Annotated in this window: 9 protein-coding genes; 6 read left to right on the top strand and 3 right to left on the bottom strand. The window is 59.1% G+C overall.

The features are described 5' to 3' along the window. Nucleotides 1–282: 282 nt before the first annotated feature. From N7V53_RS18270 to N7V53_RS18255, 4 genes are all read left to right on the top strand, one after another. Nucleotides 283–12,465 (top strand): Ig-like domain-containing protein, encoded by a 12,183-nt coding sequence (locus tag N7V53_RS18270; RefSeq protein WP_279794345.1) that lies wholly within the window; start codon nucleotides 283–285, stop codon nucleotides 12,463–12,465. A gap of 101 nt (nucleotides 12,466–12,566) precedes the next feature. Then, on the top strand, nucleotides 12,567–13,874 hold the full coding sequence (locus N7V53_RS18265; RefSeq protein WP_279794498.1) for a TolC family outer membrane protein: 1,308 nt from the start codon (nucleotides 12,567–12,569) through the stop codon (nucleotides 13,872–13,874). Between the two features lie 21 nt (nucleotides 13,875–13,895). After that, entirely contained in the window at nucleotides 13,896–16,028 is a 2,133-nt protein-coding gene (locus tag N7V53_RS18260; RefSeq protein WP_279794344.1) for a type I secretion system permease/ATPase, read from the top strand. A 10-nt stretch (nucleotides 16,029–16,038) separates the two neighbouring features. Beyond that, nucleotides 16,039–17,208, top strand: coding sequence for an HlyD family efflux transporter periplasmic adaptor subunit (locus N7V53_RS18255; RefSeq protein ID WP_139568127.1), 1,170 nt, complete (start codon nucleotides 16,039–16,041; stop codon nucleotides 17,206–17,208). A gap of 52 nt (nucleotides 17,209–17,260) precedes the next feature. On the opposite strand, the gene smpB is transcribed toward N7V53_RS18255, so the two are convergent. Beyond that, on the bottom strand, nucleotides 17,261–17,743 hold the full coding sequence (gene smpB / locus N7V53_RS18250) for an SsrA-binding protein SmpB (RefSeq protein ID WP_023480573.1): 483 nt from the start codon (nucleotides 17,741–17,743) through the stop codon (nucleotides 17,261–17,263). A 158-nt stretch (nucleotides 17,744–17,901) separates the two neighbouring features. On the opposite strand from smpB, the gene N7V53_RS18245 reads away from it, so the two are divergent. Further along, a complete protein-coding gene (locus N7V53_RS18245; RefSeq protein WP_023480643.1) occupies nucleotides 17,902–18,339 on the top strand; it encodes a type II toxin-antitoxin system RatA family toxin in 438 nt (145 codons plus the stop codon). Then, nucleotides 18,329–18,637, top strand: a complete 309-nt coding sequence (locus tag N7V53_RS18240; protein ID WP_279794343.1) for an RnfH family protein — start codon at nucleotides 18,329–18,331, stop codon at nucleotides 18,635–18,637. The genes N7V53_RS18245 and N7V53_RS18240 overlap by 11 nt, the downstream gene beginning before the upstream one ends. A gap of 97 nt (nucleotides 18,638–18,734) precedes the next feature. Here the strand turns inward: N7V53_RS18240 and bamE are convergent, their stop codons facing one another. Both bamE and recN read right to left on the bottom strand, forming a co-directional pair. After that, nucleotides 18,735–19,079, bottom strand: coding sequence for an outer membrane protein assembly factor BamE (gene bamE, locus N7V53_RS18235; protein WP_023480683.1), 345 nt, complete (start codon nucleotides 19,077–19,079; stop codon nucleotides 18,735–18,737). 147 nt (nucleotides 19,080–19,226) lie between these two features. Then, the gene (gene recN, locus N7V53_RS18230; RefSeq protein ID WP_023480618.1) at nucleotides 19,227–20,888 is read right to left on the bottom strand and encodes a DNA repair protein RecN; all 1,662 of its coding nucleotides are present in this window, start codon (nucleotides 20,886–20,888) and stop codon (nucleotides 19,227–19,229) included. Between the last annotated feature and the right edge of the window lie 25 nt (nucleotides 20,889–20,913).

Below are 20,913 nucleotides of genomic sequence, written 5' to 3'. Positions count from 1 at the left end.
TATACCCCTGAAATATATTCTGTATCTCGCTGAAATGTTATCAATTTGTGATTTGAAACGTTGCCTAATTACAATTGGTTGTTTATATCTTTCTTAATGTAAAAATTTATTAAATGATGATGGATTAACATAATAAATGAAAAACAACGACTTAGCTATTTCTCATCTCGTATGTCCCACACCCGCTTCCTGTCAATCCTGGTGAATTGGTAAACCGTAATCCTGCGCAAAAACAGATGCCCGCAGGCGCTCTAATATTGCTTTCGCATCCGAGGTGAAAATATGGCCCCGCAAAATAGTCTTCCTGGTTCCGTCGACGTAATAAACCAAAAAACTGGCGATGTTGTTGCGCAATATGCGAAAGGCAGCGACAGGGTAGTAAATTTAACTGACACGAGTATTGTGCGCGTTAATGCGTCGCAGGAGTCAGTAAATTTCTTCGAGCGTGAAGGGAACGACCTGATCGTCCATATGAAAGATGGTTCCACGGTGCGTTACAACAGCTTCTTTACCGTGGATGGCGAGGGCTTGCACAGCGAGATGGTTTTTGAGGATGAGCTGGGCACACATCAGGCCGCCTTCCCCTATGCGGCAGCCGCGGGGCCGGCCACTGCGGAGACCATTGTTCCGGCATTCAGCGAAGTGGCGCTCGGATCGCTGGTGGGTACCAGTGGTCTGTCGGCCCTCGCAGTGCTCGGCGGCGTGGCGGCGGTTGGCGCTGCGGTGGGCGTGGCGGCCGCAGCGAGCAGTAGCGGTGGCGGTAGCAATAACAACAACGGAGGTGATAACGGCAGTGGAGATGGTGGCAACGGTACCGGCGGTGGAGACAATGGCGGTGGTGAAACGCCTGTTACCCCCACCCTCAGGATCAACGCCATTGCCTCCGATAACATCATTAACCTCGCCGAATCTGGCGAACCACAGCTGCTCAGTGGTGTAACGGAAGCGGTAAATGCAGGCAGTACCGTTACCATCAGCGCCAACGGACAGACCTGGACCACCACAGTCCAGGAGGATGGCCGCTGGAACGTCTTACTCATGCCTGAAGATATCAGCGCCTTTGGGCAGGGCTTCCATGTTCTGAGATTTGCTCTGTTCTCGTTCTCGGGTGCGGTTGCCACGGCAGATTCAGAAATCATGATCAGTACCACGCCGCCGGTGCTTGAGCTTACTCCCTTCACACCGGGCGATATTCTCGATCAGGATCAGCACGTGGCGGATAAAATTGTCCGCGGCTATGTCGGTGCAGAGGATGCCGGCAGCACCATTTTTGTCACCCTCAACGATCGCACCTACACGGCGATTGCCAACGCTGAAGGGCAGTGGGAGCTGGTTATTCCCGCGGCAGACATGGCGCTGCTGGAAGACAGGCAGAGTTACACCCTGCTTTATCGCGCGGTGGATATTGCCGGTAACGTCTCTGAAGAGACGCGCGCTTTCAGCACCAACTTCAACACCCCGGATATCACCATCAATCCGGTTGCCACCGATAACATCATCAACAGCGCCGAAATCCTTATCACGCAGGTGCTCTCCGGCCAGACCTACAACATCCCACCGGGCCAGCTGGTGATCATTACTCTCAACGGCAAAACTTACTATGCCGAAGTGATGGGGGACGGCAGCTGGAAAACCTCAATACCTTCGGGCGATCTTGGTTTATTGCCGCAGGGTGACAGCGCACTGACCGTCAGCGTTAACGATGCGGATGGTAATGCGATCGTCAGATCGGTTCCGATTAACGTCGACACCACTCTCACCGGTGTCGCCATCGCCATTCTCTCTACTGATGACTATCTCAACGCCAGCGAAGCGGAAAACCCGCTTGAAGTACGCGGCGTTACCACCGTCTTTGGTGAAGGCGTGACGATTTATGTCACCGTCAACGGTATCAACTACACGGTGACCAGCATTGATGCCGCCGGGCGCTGGAGCGTCACCATCCCGTCGGAAGACTTGCTGCGCCTTGAAGATGGGGCGAATGTCATCACCGCCACGGTAGTGCTGAATGACGAAAGCGCGCAAGACTCGCGCACGCTGAATGTGCAGGTTCACCGCTTGCCTGAGCCGGTAATGGATGCGCCGTTTGGCGACGGTTATCTCAATGCGGCAGAGAAAGGCGTCGATCAGGTGTTGAGCGGCAACACCGGCGTGACCAGCATCGGGCAGCGCGTCACCGTGCAGGTGGCGGGCAAAACCTACCAGGCAACGGTCGATAACGACGGCACCTGGAAAGTGACCATTCCAGCCGGCGATCTGCAAACCATCACGGATGGCCTGGTCACTGTGACGGTTAACGCCAGCGATGCGGCCGGAAATACGACGCCGCTCACCGAGACGGCGATTGTCGATACCCAGTTCCCGGCGCTGAGCCTGCTGCCGCTGACCAATGACGGCAAACTGAATGGCGCAGAGCTGGGCCAGGATCAGATTTTAAGTGGCGTCAGCGGCGTCAGCGAGCAGGGGCAGACCGTCGTTATCACCCTGAATGGCAAAACCTACACCACGGTAGTGGGCAGCGACGGTAACTGGCAGCTTCCTTTGCCTGCCGCCGATCTGAGCGCGCTGCAAACCGGTAGCTACCCATTGACCGTTACGCTGACCGATGCTGCTGGCAACAGCACCACCGTTACGCAGCCAATCAGTGTCAAAACCAGCGGCGTGGAAATCGGCGTGCAGGCGCTGACGGACGGCAACTCCCTTGACGCGGCTGAAATCAAAGTCGACCAGATCCTGCGCGGCACCTCCAATGCGGAGGAGGGGAGTGTGGTTACCGTGATCCTGAACGGCGTGCGCTATGAAGGCGTGACGGATATTCAGGGCAACTGGCAGGTGACGCTCCCGGCCGTTGAACTGCAAAAGCTGGGCGACGGCGGCCAGACCCTAACCGTCAGCGTGACGGACGGTTTCGGGCAGAACAATACCATTGAGTCGCCCTTCAGTGTCGATACCACCAGCGATGCGGTGGCGATCAACATTATCGCCAGCGATGACTACCTCAACGCCAGTGAAGCGGCTGATGGCTTAACCATCCGGGGTAACAGCGCAGGGCTGCCTGCGGGCACGGTCGTTACCGTCACGCTGAACGGCGTGAACTATGCGGCAACGATCCAGACCGATGGTAGCTGGCAAACGGTCGTCGATCCGGCGGCGTTGCAGGCGCTGGCAGATGGCACCCAGACCGTGACGGCAACGGTCTCCACCAGCGGCGGCACGCTGATTGATAGCCATGACTTCACGGTGGCGATCAATACGCTGCCGAACGTCACGGTCGATCCGGCATTTGTCGATAACGTGGTAAATATCGCGGAAGCGGCCCAGAGCCAGACGCTGACCGGGAGTACCAATATTAGCGGCGCCGGTCAGACGGTGGTCGCAACCCTCAATGGTCAGCGCTTCAGCGGCGTGGTTAACCTCGACGGCAGCTGGTCACTCACTCTGCCGCAGGGGGCGATGGATCTTTTAGCTGAAGGGCCGGGCAGCCTGACGGTGGTCGCCACCGACGTGGCGGGCAACAGCGCCAGCAGCATCGTCAACTTCACGGTCGATAAAACCCCACCGAGCTTAAGCGTAACGCCGATTAACGGCACCGATGTGCTCAATGGCAGCAATATCGCCAATGGCGTAACGCTCTCCGGCACCACATCTGGCGATGCGGCTTCGGTGGTTATCACCCTTAACGGCAAAAGCTACCCGGCAACCATCACCAATGGTAGCTGGAGCGTAAATCTTGATAACGCTGCGCTGGGCGGTCTGGCGAACGGTGCAAGTTCGTGGATCGTGACTGCAACTGACAATGCTGGCAACGTCACCACCGCGATCCGCACGGTCAGTGTCGATACCACCGCGCCTAACGTGGTGATGGATCCGGTTGCCCGCGACAACATTATTGATTTGGCGGAGCAGAACGCTGGCTTTAGCCTGAGCGGGCGCACCGTACCGGCCGAGCCGGGTGCCACGGTCTCCGTCACGCTGAACGGGCAAACCCTGACCGGCGTGGTAGGCGGGGATGGTTTCTGGACCATTCCGGTCGCCCCTTCGGTCATCAACAGCCTGACCAACGGCACGTACCCCATTTCAGTGACGGTGACGGACAGCGCGGGCAACGCGTCACAGCCCGTATCCAGCACCTTCACCGTCGATACCACCGCCAGCGCGATTGCTATTAACCCGGTCGATGGTGATAACCGGATCAGCGCTGCCGACATTGCTGATGGCCTGACCATCAGCGGCACGTCTGTGCGTATCCCGGAAGGGAACACCATTACCGTAACCCTGAACGGCGTGCAGTACACCGCCACCGTAACGGCGGGCGGCTCCTGGCAGCTGACGGTGCCGAATGCGGATGCCGCTGCGATTGCCGATGGCACCGTTACGCTGACGGTTACCGGAGTGGATGAGAACAACGCGGTTGTCTCGAACGAACTGCCGTTTACCCTGATCACCCACGTGCTGCCGCAGCCGGTGGTGAATGCGCCGTTCGGCGATGGCGTGGTTAATGCCCAGGAAGCGGCCGCGGGCGGCAATCTGGCGGGCAATACCGGCATCGCTGGCGCAGGCCAGAGCGTGACCATTAGTATCGATAACGGCACGCCGCTTACCGCCCAGGTGGATGCGAACGGCAACTGGACGCTGCCGCTGACGCCTGCGCAACTCGGTGCCCTCACCCAGGGCAGCCATACCGTGACGGTAACCGCCACCGATGCGGCGGGTAACACCGTCAGCAGCAGTGCGCCGATGACCGTCGATACGGTATTGCCAACTTTCACTATCGACGACGTCACCGCTGATAACATCATTAACAGCGCAGAAGCCGCTGGCGCGGTCACCATCACAGGTACCGGCGTCTATGATGCGCAGTCGGCGCAGACCGTTATCGTGCTGGTCAACGGGCAGAACTATGACGCCATTATCCAGCCGGACGGCACCTGGAGCGTGGTGCTTCCTGCCGGTGCGCTGGCAGGCGTGCCGGATGGTCCGGTCGCGGTGCGCGTTACCGTTACCGATGCCGCAGGTAACAGCAGCACGCAAACCGACACCTTTACGCTAGACGCCTCTCCCGCCAATGCGCCACAGGTGCAGATCGATAAAGTCGCCGGGGATGATTTCATTAATCGCGCGGAAGCGAACGGGCAGAGCGGGGTAACGATTTCCGGCTCTACGCAGAATGTCGAGGCAGGCCAGACTCTGACGGTAACCTTAAACGGCAAAAATTATCCGGCGACGGTTAACGGCGACGGTCGCTGGTCGGTCACTGTCCCGCCAGCAGATCTGGCACAGGTGCAGGATGGTCGTCAGGCCATCTCGGTTGCGGTGAACGATGTGGCGGGCAACAGCACCATCTCCAGCCATAACGTCACTTTCGCCGCACAGCCAGCCTCGCAGCCGACCATCACCCTTAATCCGGTGGCGCAGGATGAGGTGATTAACGCCCTCGAACATGCTCAGCCGCTGAACATCACCGGGTCATCAACGTCGCTGGCAGCAGGGACGGTCATCACCGTTCTGTTTAACAATAAAACCTATACCGGCAGCGTTAACAGCAACGGTAACTGGACCATTACCGTGCCGCAGGCCGATATGCAGGCGCTGCAGGAGACGGCAAACGGCACGCCGTATGTCGTCTCGGCGTCGGCGGTCGATGCCGCGTTGAATCCGGCGAGCGCCAGCAGCAGTGTGACGGTTGATCTCAGCGCGCCGACGCTGGCGGTGGATGTTGCGAATTCGTTCCTCAGCGATGGCAATATCAACATCGCCGACGCGGCCGTCGATCAGACGGTTCGCGGCACCGGTACCCCAGGCGAAACGGTAACGCTTACCCTCAACGGCACCACGCTCTCAGCGCTGGTCAATGAGCAGGGCGCGTGGAGCATGGTGATCCCGGCAGGGAGTTTGCAGGCGTTGCCGCAGGGCCCGTCGCAAATCACCTTCGTCACCACCGATGCCGCGGGCAATAGCAACCCGCAGCCGGTCGACATCAATGTTAAAACCGTCGATGGCCCGACGTTGGCACTCGATCCTATGTTCGGCAATAACATTGTCAGCATCAGTGAAGCCGCCAGCGACAGCACGCTCAGCGGCAGTGCCAGCGGCCTTGCCAACGGCACGCGGGTTGTGGTGACCATCAATGGCAAAGATTATATCGGTGAGGTCAACGATGGGGCCTGGTCGGCGGTGATCCCGCGCGATTCGCTGGACACCAGCGGGCAATACACCGTGGCGGTCACCGGGGTGGATGCGTTTGGTAACCCGGCGACGGTCAATGGCAATCTTGATGTGGTGCTTACCCGGCCAACGGCCGCTATCACCGAACCGCTGTTTGGTGATGACAATATTCTCGGCCAGGCGGAAGCCAACGCCGGTGTGCAACTGACTGGCTCCACCGGCCAGAATGGGCCTGGGCAGTCAGTAAGCATCATCCTTGATAACGGTCAGGAGTTTACCGGTGCCGTCGATAACAACGGCAACTGGATCGTCTCCCTGACACCGGCGCAGCTGATTGCTATCACCGACGGGACGCACGATGTGCAGATCTCGGTCACCGATCGCGCGGGTAACACGGCGGTTTCTGACCCGGTAAGCGTTGAAATCCGCACCGACCCGCTGCCTGAGCCGCAACTGGCACCGCTCTTTACCGACGGCATTCTCAGCGCCACCGAGGCCGCGGGTTCACAAACCCTGAGTGGGCAGCTTAACCTTGATCCTTCGCGTGTAGCCTCGGTCACCGTCAGCATCAACAACGGTACGCCGCTGGCGGCGACGGTAAATGCGGACGGCACCTGGACTCTGAATGTCGACAGCGCCACGTTGCAGGCGCTGCCGGATGGCGTGCTGCCTGTCACCGTCACGGTGACTGATACGGCAGATAACCAGGCGACCGGGCAGGGCAGTTTTGAAGCGATTATCAATGCGCTGCCGCAGGCCAACTATGTGACGCCGTTTGGCGATTTCACCATTAATAGCGCTGAAACCAAGAGCGATCAGCTCATCACCGGTAACACCGGGGTGCCTGGCACCGGGCAAACCGTGTCGGTGGTGCTGGGCACGAAAACCTACACGGGCACGGTCAATGAGAATGGCGACTGGACGGTAACGGTTCCGCAGGGCGATTTAGCGGCGCTGAGCGATAACGACTCGCTGCCGTTTAGTGTCACGGTGCGCGATCGCGCCGGCAATACCGCCACCACCGATGCGCAGCAAACCCCGGATGTGACGGTGCACACCACGGTACCTGCGCCGACGGTTACTAATCCGTTCGGCGATGGCATTGTCAATATTAGCGAAGCGGCAAATGAGGTGACGCTAACGGGTCTCACCGGCGCTACCGGGCCGAACCAGTATGTGACGGTGAAGATCGACGTTGATGGCGTTACCTATACCGCCAACGTCGATGCCAGCGGTAACTGGTCTGTAGTGCTTCCGGCCGGTACGCTGCAATCTCTCGCCCCGGGCGCGCATCAGATCGCGATCTATGCCGAAGATCAGTATGGCAACAGCAACATCAGCACCGTTGATTACCAGGTGGCGTTGACGCCGCCGTCGGTCACCATCACCGCGCCGGTCTTCGCTGATGGCTATGTCAGTGCGGCTGAAGCGGCTGCGGGCACCACGCTGAGCGGCACCTTCTCAACCTCTTACCCGGCTAACGCGCAGGTCAAAGTGACCATCGGCGATCAAACCTTTAACGCCACGGTGAACGGCAACCAGTGGACGCTGGCGATGGATGCCAACGACTGGAGCAGCATTACCGCGCGCGGTCAGCAGAGCGTCACCGTCAGCGTGACGGATGGCGCGCAAAACGTTGGAACTGCCAGCATCACCACCACGCTGCTGCTCGATCCGCCGACGGTCAGCGTAACCGCGCCGTTTGCGGGCGATAACCTGCTCGACTTTGCTGAAAGCCAGACCAGCCAGGCGATCGGCGGCACCTCAACCGGCTTAGCCACCGGCGATACGGTGCGCGTCACCTTTGCCGGCGGAAATGTCTTTGAGACCACCGTGCTGGCAGACGGCAGCTGGGAGCTGGTGTTAACGCCAACCGATCTTGCCCAGCTTCAGGCCGGGGCCATTACCGTTGAGGGGATTGATAAAGCGGGCAACGTCGGCACCGCGAACAATGGCGGCACACTGACTATCGATCTCACGCCGCCAGAATATTCGGTGAATATGGATCTGGTCGCTGGCGACAACTATGTCAACGCCAGCGAGTTCAGCAGCGGAACACTGCAACTCTCTGGTCGCGCCTTTAATCTCAACGGCACCACGTTGACCATCCTGAATGGGCAAACGACGCTCGGCACGGCGACGGTCAACGCCGACGGCAGCTGGACGCTGGATGTGCCGCGCGCCTCTCTGCCGGACGGTAACTACACCCTGACGGTGCAGAGCGATAGCCAACCAGGCGTGTCGGCCTCACAAGCAGTAGTCGTTGATACCATCGCGCCAACGCTGGCGATGACGCAATTCACCAGCGATGACGTGATCAACAGCAGTGAAAAAGCGGTGGCGCAAACCATCAGCGGCACCTCGGATGCCAACGGCAGCCAGGTCACCGTCACGCTGAATGGCAAAACCTACACCGCGCTGGTGGCTAACGGCACATGGTCGGTCGACGTGCCGCAGTCAGATATGGCGGCGCTCGGCGACGGCAGCTACACCATTACTGCCACCCTGAGCGATGCGGCGGGCAATGCGACGAACGCCACACAGGAGTTCACCGTTGATGCCTCTTCGCCGCTGCTGGAGGTGGATGCGCTCGGCGTTCCGGCGGTGCTGAACAGTGTTAACGCCGTCTCCGGCGTGGTTGTACAGGGGCAGGGCGAGCCGGGCAACAGCGTGACGATTCAGCTTGGGCCATTGAGCTGGACCGGCACGGTCGATCAGCAGGGTAACTGGAGCCACACCTTCCCGCAGCTCGATCTCACTACCCTGACCGACGGGCCGCAGGTAGTCACCATCTCCTCAACGGATGCAGCGGGCAACACCTCAAGCAACACTCTCTCCCTCAACGTTGCGCTGAACAAAGGCCTCGGCGTGGCCATTGACCAGGTGTTTAACGACGGGATCCTCAACGTTGCTGAATCATTGGTCACACAGCTGCTTACCGGTAAGGTGAGTGGCGATTATCGCGGCGCGAAGGTATCGCTCACGGTAATCGGCACGGACTTCACTATTAACGATCTGGCGGTAGCGCCGGATGGCTCCTACAGCTTCTCACTGCCGCCTTCTCTCTGGCAGGGGCTGATTACCGATACCCTGCAACTGCAAGTGAGTGTGGTTGATGCCAATGGCAATACCCGGTATGAAACTGTGGATGTCGGGCTGGCGCTGACCGACCTGCCGGTAGTCAACGATGTGGTGATCGCGGGCGATAATGTGATTAACCTCGTCGAAAGCACAGCGGCGCAGACCCTTTCCGGCACGGTGAGCAATGCCGCCAATGTCACAAGCGTAGTGGTGAACTTCGGTGGCCGGGCGATTAACGCTACCGTGGATGCGCTGGGTAACTGGAGCGCCGCGCTTCCCGCTGAACTGCTGAGCACGCTGCCGGACGGCACGGCGACCGCCAACGTGACGGTGACTGATAAGTTCGGCAACGTCATCAAGAGCGATGCCAGCTTTAACGTCGTCAGCCATAACCTGCCGGCTATCTCTCTCGATCCGCTGTTTGGCGATGGCGTGCTGAGCATTCCTGAACTCGCCAGCGGCCTGCTGAGCGGCACGGCGACTAATCTTGCCGGGCGCGAACTGACCATTAAGATTGGTGATGCCACCGCCTTCACCACCAATGTCGATAATAGCGGACGCTGGTCGGTGAACCTGCCGGATGCGGTGAAAGCCGCGCTGCAAGGGCTGGGCAGCGGTACGCAAACCGTCACCATTACTGCCACCGATCAGTATGGTAACCAGGCGTCGCAGAGTGCGGGGCTGAAGGTCAACCTGGTGGCACCAGTACTCAATAGCGTGACGCTGTTTGGTGATGGTTTGCTGAACGTGGCCGATTCGCTGGTCAATCAGACCATTAGCGGGGCAGCCAGCGGTGTGCCGATCGGCAGCACCGTGCAGGTGGCAATTGGCGCGAAGGTCTTTAATGGTGTTGTGAACGCCGACGGCATCTTCTCTATTGCCCTGACGCCGACGGATCTTGCCGGGCTGGTGGATGGCACCTTTACGCCGTCTATTACGCTGCTCACGCCGGACGGTAACAGTTCAACCACGGCCGGTAGCCAGGTGATTATCGGCGTGAAAAATGTGCCGACGGTGGCGATCACTTCGCTGTTTGGCAACGATGGTTTCCTTAACCAGAGCGAAGCGCTGGCGGCGCAGACTATCTCCGGTACTGTTACCGGGCTGACCTCCGGGCAGGTGTCGGTCAATGTCGGCGGCACAACGTATCAGGTGCCGGTCACCGACGGGCGCTGGTCGCTGGCACTCTCTGCCGGTGCGCTGGCTTCAATCGCAGATGGCACCCTGAGCGTGACGGCAACGGTAACCGATGCGGTGGGGAACACCGCGACCGGCAGCCAGCTGGTGAACGCCATTGTGCAGGCGGTGCCTTCGATCGGTATCAACACGCTGTTTGGCAACGGCACGCTGGATCTTAACGATCTGCTCTCCAACCCGATCCTCTCCGGTACCAGCAGCAACCTGGCGGCGGGCACGCAGATCACCGTCAAGGTCGGGCTGCTCTCCTACACCACTACCGTGGGGGCTAACGGCCAGTGGCAACTGGCGATTCCGGCGGTGTCACTGCAAAACCTGCAGGATGGCAACAATGCGCTGCAGGTCTCTGCCAGCGCGACGGATGCAGCGGGCAATATCGCCAATGTGGTACAGAGCGCCAGCGTGGCGATCCAGGCCCTGCCGACGGTGGCGATCACCTCGCTGTTTGGTGATGGCGCCCTGAGCCTTGCGGATATCACCACCGCGCAGGTGATCTCCGGCACCAGCCAGAACGCTGTTGGTTCGCAGCTGACGGTCACGGTTGGCGGTAAAAACTACCTCACCACTGTGGCATCGAACGGCAGCTGGAGCGTGACGGTACCGAAAGTCGATCTCAGCGCACTGGCTGACGGTACCCAGGCGGTGAGCGTTGCGGTGACCAACGCCGCCGGGAAAGTGGCGAACATCACCAGCCCGCTGGATGTCATCACCCATAATCTGCCGACGATCTCTCTCTCTTCGCTCTTCGGTAATGATGGCTATCTGAACATCAGTGAAGCGGCGAACGGTCAGGTAATCGGCGGCAAAATTGGCGGGGTGGTCAGCGGCTCAAAAGTGGTAGTGACCGTTGGCGGCACGGCAATCAACGCCACCGTTGATGCGAACGGCAACTGGACGGCGACGGTAAACAAAACCCTGTTGCAGGGGCTGAGCAGCGGCGCGACGAAAGTGGGCATTTCGGTGACCGACCGGGTGGGCAACACCACCGCGACGGAAGCCGATGTGCAGGTGAAACTGACCCAGCCGACGCTCAGCACTAACCCGATTACCAACCTGACCAGTGTCCTCGGCAACGTCCTGCTAGGGTTGGTAGGGTCGGCAAAACTGACGATCAGCGGTGCGTCAACTAATCTCAATCAAGGGGCGATTGTTCACGTTAATTTACTCAACCTCGCCATGGCGACGGCGATTGTTGGCGCGGACGGCAAGTGGTCGACGCAGCTTGATGTCGGTCTCGACCTGGCGAAAATCCTCTCGCTCAATACGGTGGTAAACCTCTACACCGCAGATGTGGCGGGTAACCTGGCCTACCTCAACGTTGGCCTTAACGGCAGCAACCCAACCACGACGCCGCCGGCGGGCACCAGTGCATCGCTGATGGCAGAAGCCAACACCTTTTCACTGCTGGCAGCGAGCGCGAGCGAAGAGTCGGACTCCTCCTCCAGTGACAGCCTGAATGCGCAGCATACGGCCACGGTGGAAACGGCGCGTCAGCCAGAGACGGAGACGGCGGCTGCCGCTACGGCAAGCGACGAGGTCTACACCATTGGCGGGCTGAGTATCGATCTTGCCGATGGCACCAGTGAGAGCGGCGAAAGTGTGGAGGGGAGCAGTGGCAACGAAACCATTCATCTCTCTTCCCTCGGCTTTGTACAGATCGACGGCGGCGCGGGGATGGATACGCTGGTGCTTGACGGTGCCAACCTGCTGCTGAACCTGATCGAACTGGGGAGCAAAGTCAGCAATATCGAGGTTATCGATCTCGGTAAATCGGGCAGCAACAGCGTCACGCTGGATGTTAACGAGGCGCTGAGCATCACCGACAAACCGGAAGATGATCTGCTGATCAAGGGCAGCATCGGGGATGAGATTAACCTCAAGCATGGCGTCAGCGATACCTGGGCTATCAGCGGGCAGCGCGATGTGGATGGCATTCAGTTCGACGTTTATCACAACAGTTCGCAGGCCAATACCCTCAGCGATGTGCTGATCCAGCATGGCCTGCACGTCAATATGGTCTGACGTTCTGCCGCCTCAGGGATGAGGCGCATTAAGGAAGAGGTCATTACGGGCGCACCAGGGGTGGATGAATGAAAAGAGCGGTAGGGTTGTTGTTGTTGGTTATGCCCGTTACGAGTTTATTAGCAGCACCCGGCGAAGAGCAGGATTTTCGCTGGCAGAGGGCGCCGAGCGAACAGCGCACGGCGCAGCTTACGATCAAAGACGCGATTTTGCGCGCCTTTGCCCGTAATCCAAAAATTGCCCAGGCGGCCGCACAGATCCGCGTGGGCAAAGCCAATTTAACCGAAGCGGAGAGCGCCTGGTTCCCGCAGCTCTCTTTGCAGGGCAACCTGGGGCGCTCGCACCGCACCGACTCGTCGGGGTCATTAAATAACAACGGTTCCGGCGGCGTAACCTTACGCCAGTTGCTCTACGATTTTGGCAAAACTGGCGGCAGCATCGATGAGCAGCACAATCTCTCTGATGCCTGGCGCTACGATCTCTTCAGCACGCTCAATGAGGTAGGGATGCAGACCCTGCAAGCCTATTTGCAGGTTAAGCGTTACCAGGCGCTGAGTGAGGCGGCGCGCAACAATATCCACTCGCTGGAGAGCGTGCTGGAGATGGCGACGCTGCGCTCCGAAGCGGGATTAAGCTCCTCCTCCGATGGCCTGCAAGCGCAGTCGCGCATCGCCGGGGTAAAGGCCTCGCTTGCGCAATATGAGGCGCAGATGCGCTCCGCCCAGGCGGCGCTCAGCGTGTTGACCGGCGTGGTGGCCGATAACCTGCCCGACCTGCCTGAAGATCTCCTCAAACAAAATATCACCCTCGATGCGCTGCCCTATGAGCGCAACAACACCGTGCGCAGCGCGCAGGCGAAACAGCAGGCGGCCGAGCAGCGTATTCGCCAGGCGCAGGCGCAGCACTGGCCGACGCTTTCGGTGCAGGCGGGGCGCACCCGTTATCAGAACGATCAAAGCAGCTACTGGGATGACCAGGTACAGCTGGTGGTTGATGCGCCGCTCTATCAGGGCGGGGCGGTGAGCGCCCGCGTTGATGCCGCGCAGGGCGATCGCGCCAATGCGCAGGCGGCGGTGGAGGCCAGCAAGCTGGATGTTAACCAGCGGGCGGCCACGGCGTGGGCCGATTTGACCGGCGCGCAGCTGCGCCAGCAGGCGGGCGAGGCGCAGGCCAACAGCGCCGGGCGCGCGCGCGGCGTCTACCGTGATGAGTACCGGCTGAGCAAGCGCAGCCTGAACGACCTGCTCAGCATTGAACAGGATGTCTTCCAGGCCGATACCGCGTCGATTACCGCGCGCTATGACGCCTGGGATGCCGCCGTGCGCTATGCCGCCGCGGCAGACAATCTGCTCGATATGTTGGGGGTTGAACGTAGTCGTACCGTGGGCGATGACCTGCCCGCGCTGTAAGCGCACAACACTGGAGTGGTAATGCAAGAGCCGGATACCGAAAGCTGGATTAATGTGATGGTGCGCGCGGCAGGACGTTTTGGCCTGCCCGCCGATGCGCCCGCGGTGCGTCAACAGATGCGCTGGTTTGAAGCGCTGCCGCTCAGCGCAAAGCTTGAGCGCCTGAGCGGATTAATGGGGTTGCAGGTGCGCAGTGTGCCTCTCGCCCGCATGCGCTGGAATGCGCAAAACCTGCCGGTGATTGTGCAACTGGAGAGCGGTGAGTTGCTGCTGCTCGAGTCGCTGGATGCCGACGGGCTGGCGACCTACTGGCTCGATAACGGCGGCGATCTGGTGCGCGAAGAGCCGCTGGAAACGCTGCTCACCCGCGTGAAGCCTGAGGTGGTGATGCTGGGCATCGCCGCGCGCGGGCGCGATTCGCGTATCGATGATTTTACCCGCCCGTGGGAGGCGCACTGGTTCTGGAAGCACTTTCGCCACAGCGGACGCAAGCTTACGGAGATCGCCCTCGCCTCGGTGGTCGGCAACGTGCTGGCGCTGGCCGGTATTCTCTTCTCGATGCAGGTTTACGACCGGGTGATCCCGGCCCAGTCCTTGCCGACGCTGTGGGTGCTCTTTTTCGGCGTCCTGCTGGCGGCGGCACTGGAGTTCTTTATCCGCCTCGCGCGTACCCACGTCTCTGACATTATGGGTAAACATATCGACCTTAATGTCTCGTCGCTCTTTTTCGCCCGCGCGATGGCAATCAAAAACGATGCGCGGCCCAAATCGACCGGATCGTTTATTTCGCAACTGCGCGAACTTGATCAGGTGCGTGAACTGCTTACCTCCACCACCGTCGGCGCGGCGATGGATATCCCGTTTGTGCTGCTGTTTCTCGGCATTATGGCGCTGGTCGGCGGCCCGCTGGTGATCATCCCGCTGGTTGCCATTCCGCTGATTATCATCCCCGGGCTGCTGGTGCAGTGGCCGATGGCGAAGCTGGCGAAAGCGGGGATGCGTGAGAGCGCAATTCGTAACGCGGTGTTGGTGGAGTCCATCGAAGGGGTGGAGGACATTAAAGCGTTACAGGCGGAGCCCTACTTCCAGCGGCAGTGGGAAAACACTCACGCCGTGGGGGCCAATGTTGGCATGAAGCAGCGCGTATGGGGCGCACGGCTGAGCGGCTGGGCCTCAACGGTGCAGCAGATCACCTATGCCGGGATGCTGGTGTTTGGCTGCTTTCTGGTGATCGATGGCGACATTACTACCGGGACGCTGGTGGCCTGTAGTTTGCTCTCGTCACGCACCATTGCGCCGCTGATGCAGCTCACCATGGTCTTCTCCCGCTGGCAGCATGCCAAATCGGCGATGAGCGGCCTCAACGATTTGCTTAAAAAGCCGCTCGATAAAGAGGCGGATAAGAAGTTGGCGCACTGCCCGGTGCTGGCCGGCCACTTTCAGTTGCAGCAGATGCAGTACAGCTATGACGAAGAGAAGGGCGATCTGGCGCTCAACATTAATGAACTGGAGATCAAACCGGGCGAGCGGGTGGCGATCCTCGGCAAAACCGGCGCCGGGAAATCAACGCTGCTAAAACTGCTCTCCGGCCAGGCGCTGGCCAGCAAAGGGAAAGTGATTATTGATGGCGTCGATATGGCGCATATCGATCCGACCGATGTGCGCCGCCAGGTGGGTTATCTGTCGCAGGATTCGCGCCTCTTTTTCGGCACGCTGCGCCAGAACCTGATGCTCGGGCATCCGCATGCTACCGAGGCGGAGCTGATTCAGGCGCTGCGCATCAGCGGGGCGATCAACCTTGTGCAGCAGGATGCCGCCAGCCTCGATCGGCTGATTAATGAGGGCGGTCGCGGGCTTTCCGGCGGGCAGCGGCAGATGGTGCTGCTGAGCCGTTTGATTGTGCGCAATCCGCAAATCGTACTGCTGGATGAACCAACGGCCTCAATGGATGAGCAACTTGAAGCGTGGGTGATCCGCCAGCTACAACAGTGGCTGACCGGACGCACTCTGGTGCTGGTGACCCATCGCCCGGCGCTGCTCAACTTAGTGGATCGGATTGTGGTGATGGAGAACGGAAAAGTGGTGGCCGATGGGCCGCGCGATACGCTGCTGAAACAGGCGGCGCGCAACAGTAACGTGGCGTCCATCGTCTGAGGAGCGGGAAATGAGTCAACTCTCAATGCAGGATGAGCTGGCGCGTCAGGGGCGCTTCTACTCGTCGGTGATCTGGCTGACGCTGCTTGGCCTGCTGGTGTTTATCGCCTGGGCGACGTTTGCCATTCTTGATGAGGTGACGGTCGGCACCGGCAAAATCACCCCCTCAACTCATGCGCAGGTGATTGAAAGCCTTGATGGCGGGATTGTCAGCGCCCTGATGGTGAAGGAGGGCGATATCGTTGAGCGCGGGCAGATGCTGGCGCGACTCGATCCGACCCGTTTTCAGTCTAACTATGGCGAGGCAGCGGCGCGGGTGCGGGCACTGCGCGCCTCCAGCGAGCGTCTGCGCTCGGAGCTGACCGGCGAGCCGCTGCGTTTTAGCGCCGAGTCGATGCGCGAACCGGATCTGGTCGCTCGCGAACGGCAGTTGTATGAGTCGCGGCGGCGCAACCTCAACGAGACGGTGGCGAATCTGCAAAAAACGCATCAGCTGGTGATGTCGGAGTTGCGCATGACACAGCCGCTGGTGGCGAAGGGTGCGGCGAGCGATGTCGAAGTGATCCGCCTGCAACGCCAGGCGACGGAGCTGAAGGGCAAAATCGACGAGGCGCGTAACCAGTTTGCGGTGCGCGCCCGCGAAGAGCAGGTGAAAAATAATGCCGATCTCGATGCGCAGCTACAGGTGATGGCAGGCAAAGCGGATCAGCTGGATCGCGCGGTGCTTAACTCTCCGGTGCGCGGGATCGTGAAAGATGTGCAGATCAACACCGTGGGCGGGGTGGTGCAGCCGGGTGGCAAGCTGATGGAGATTGTGCCGCTGGAGGATCAACTGCTGGTGGAGACGCGCATCAACCCACGCGATATCGCCTATATTCGCCCCGGTTTACCGGCGACGGTCAAAGTAACGGCCTATGACTCTTCTATCTATGGCGATTTGAAAGGCACTGTTGAGGTGGTCTCGCCGGATACATTGCAGGATGAAGTGCGCCGCGATCAGTTTTACTACCGTGTTTATGTCCGCACGCAGAGCGCGGAGCTGAAGAACCGCAGCGGCAAGAGTTTTCCTATTCTGCCGGGGATGATCGCCAACGTGGAGATTAAAACCGGGCAAAAATCGGTGATGGATTATCTGATCAAACCGTTGAATAAACTTAACGAGGCGCTGCGGGAGCGGTAGGGCGGAGAGTTGATGCCCTCTCCCGGGGTGAGAGGGCAGCGCGGGCGAGCACTTAGCGGCCCGCGTTTTTCATGATGCGGGCTTTATCGAGCTGCCATTCGCGCTCTTTTACATCGGTACGTTTGTCGTGCTGTTTCTTACCTTTTGCCACGCCGATCTTCACTTTGCACCAGGCGTTCTTCCAGTAGAGGGAGAGCGCAACCACGGTGTAACCTTCGCGGTTGATGCGGCCGTAGAGTGAATCGAGTTCGCGCTGGTTCAGCAACAGTTTGCGCGTGCGCGTCGGGTCACAAACATAGTGGCTGGAGGCGACGGTCAGCGGCGTGAAGTTAGCGCCAAAGAGATAGGCTTCGCCATCTTTAAGGATCACGTAGCTATCACCAATGTTGGCTTTACCGGCACGTAAGGATTTTACTTCCCAGCCCTGCAGTGAAAGCCCGGCCTCAAACTCCTCTTCAATGAAGTATTCATGGCGGGCGCGCTTGTTCAGCGCAATGGTGGCTGAACCTGGTTTATATGCTTTTTTCTTCGTCATAGTATCGTGGAGCCATCCGGTAATCTGATATCTGAAACTGACCTCATTGCGTCCTGTGAGGCTGAACGGGTTATCTTAGCATGAGTTAGGGCAACGCGTTTTCCTTTCAACCGGGGGAGATGTTATTATTTAACGATTGTGTGAATGCGGAAAACCTTATGCCTCAGATTAGCCGTACTGCGCTGGTGCCCTATAGCGCTGAGCAGATGTATCAGTTAGTGAACGATGTGGACTCCTACCCGCAGTTTCTGCCGGGGTGTACCGGTAGCCGAATTCTCGACTCCGGCCCGACGGAGATGACGGCGGCGGTGGACGTGTCGAAAGCGGGGATCAGCAAGACCTTTACCACGCGCAACACGCTGGAAGCTAACAAAAGCATTTTGATGCACCTGGTGGATGGCCCGTTTAAATCGCTGAGCGGCGGCTGGACCTTTTCCCCGCTCAGCTCGAATGCGTGCCGTGTGGAATTTCAGCTCAACTTCGAGTTTACCAATAAGCTGATTGAGCTGGCTTTCGGCCGCATCTTTAAAGAGCTGGCGGCGAACATGGTGCAGGCGTTTACCCATCGCGCGAAAGAGGTTTACCGTGCCGGGTAAGATCGCTGTTGAAGTGGCCTACGCTTTGCCGGAAAAGCAGTATCTGCTGCGGGTGAAGCTGGAAGTGGGTGCGACCGTCGAAGAGGCGATTCGCGCATCCGGGCTGCTGGAGCTGCGCGAAGATATCGACTTAAAGGTGAACAAGGTTGGTATCTACAGCCGGACGGTGAAGCTGCACGACACTGTAAATGATGGCGATCGCGTGGAGATCTACCGCCCGCTGATTGCCGATCCGAAAGAGCTGCGTCGCCAGCGCGCTGAAAAAGCGGCGAACGAGAAATCGGCAAACAAGTCGTAACTCCTTTGCCTGGCGCGAGATACAAAAAAGGTGCTCACTGAGCACCTTTTTCTTTTCAGGCGGTTAAACCGGCTGGCGTTTACCGCTTTTTTCAAACTTAGCGCTGGTTGGTCAGCGCCGGTTTGTTGTCGATATTGGTTAACACGCCGTTGCTGTTGAAGGTCAGAGTCAGCGTCTGCTGAGTCACATCTTCATGGCCTGGCTGCTGACGGAAGATATAGAACCAGGTATTAGTGCCAAACGGATCGCTCATCATCGGGGTTCCCAGTGCATACGCAACCTGCTGTTGCGTCATGCCCACACGGATTTTGGCAACGTCGGTGGGCGTCAGGTAGTTCCCCTGGTTGATATCCGGACGGTAAACCACGCGTTCCAGAGTGGAGCAACCAGCGGTCAACATCAGAAGAACCGCTGCGGCAGCAGTCAGCATTTTACAGCGCATAGTGATTTGATTCCTTTTCGGGCCCGAACAGTACGTGGCTCATATGTAATATGCCGATAATAATAGACCTTTCGCCAGTTTAAAACCTTTGTGGCCGGGTCTGTTGTCGTTTTGTCGAGAAGTCAGACCGTCATATTACCGAAAAGTTTACGCTGCCAGCAGCTCTTTGGCATTCGCCAGCGCGTTACGCGTCACTTCGCTGCCGCCGAGCAGACGGGCCAGCTCCTGCAGACGCGCACGCTTATCCAGCGGCTGCATATGGGTTTCCGTCATGGCGCCATCGGTCTCTTTGCTGACATAGAAGTGGTGATGCCCACAGCCGGCCACCTGCGGCAGGTGCGTTACGCACATAACCTGCGTTGATTCGCCCAACTGGCGCAGCATTTTACCGACCACAGCAGCTGTCGGGCCGCTAATACCCACGTCCACTTCATCGAAGATCAGCGCCGGGGTTTCCATCTTACGAGCGGTAATCACCTGAATCGCCAGCGCGATACGTGACAGCTCACCACCGGAGGCCACTTTAGCAATCGCCTGGAGCGGCTGCCCTGGGTTGGTGGTCACGCGGAACTCAATACGATCCGCACCGTCCGCCGTCAGCGTATGGTCATTGAACGCCACATCAATCTCAAACACGCCGTGCGGCATGGAGAGTAAGTGCATACTTTCGGTGATCAGCTGGCTGAGCTCCTGCGCATACTTCACGCGCTGCGCATGCAGCTGCTGCGCGCTCTCCAGCGCCAGCTGGTGATGATGGCTAACAGCAAGCGCCAGCGTCTCCTGCGAATCCGCCTGGTCTTCCAGCAACTGCTGCTCATCCAGCAGAGACTGGTGGAACTGCGGCAGCTCTTCCGGCGCGATATGGTGTTTGCGCGCCAGCGAGATCTGGCGGGAGATACGCTGCTCCAGCTCGTAAAGGCGGTTGGGATCGAGGTCTAAACGGTCGCAGTAGTGGCGTAATTCGTCGCTGGCTTCGCTGATCTGAATCGCCGCCTCTTCCAGCATCTCCAGCACGCCGGAGAGACGTGTATCCATCCCGGTCAGTTCTGTAAGCAGCTGGCGGGCGCTGTAGAGCTGGCTCTGCAGGTTAACGTCTTCGCCATCGGCAAGCACATTCAGCGCATGCTGGCTGGTGGAGAGTAGCTGTCCGCTGTTAGCGAGACGCTTATACTCTTCATCGATCTGTTCGAATTCGCCCGGCTGCGGGCTGAACTCATTAAGCTCTTTCAGCTGATAGTGCAGCAGCTCGGCGCGCGCGGCGCGCTCCTGGCTCTGCTGCTGGTGCTGTGCCAGTTCACGACAGCTCTGATGCCAGGCGCGGTAGCGCTCTGCCATTTGCTGAGTGAGCACATACTCACCGGCATAGCCATCGAGCAGGGTTTTCTGGTGTTCGGATTTAATCAGCAGCTGATGCGCATGCTGACCGTGGATCTGGATAAGCAGCTGACCCAGTTCGCGCAGCTGGGAGAGGGGAACGGCAGTACCGTTAATGAAGCCGCGGGAGCGGCCATCGCTGCTGATGACGCGGCGAAGTAAACACTCACGTCCATCTTCAAGCTGATTTTCTTCGAGCCAGCGCTGCGCGGCAGGGGTATCTTTCAGGGCAAAGCGAGCGCAGAGATCGGCGCGCTGTGCGCCGGCGCGTACCATGTCAGCTTCAGCGCGACCGCCAAGGCAGAGCCCGAGCGCGTCAATCGCGATGGATTTACCTGCGCCGGTTTCGCCGGTAATAGCCGTCATCCCGCTATTAAAATCGATCTCAAGCTCACGAACGATAGCAAAATTACTGATGGTGAGTTGTGCCAACATGGTTGCTTTCCTGTATGAAAAACCA

The sequence above is a fragment of the Kosakonia sp. HypNH10 genome (assembly GCF_029850615.1).
GTDB classification, from domain to species: domain Bacteria; phylum Pseudomonadota; class Gammaproteobacteria; order Enterobacterales; family Enterobacteriaceae; genus Kosakonia; species Kosakonia cowanii.
Note: the sequence above shows the minus strand (reverse complement) of the source record. Positions and strands in the feature narration are given on the sequence as shown.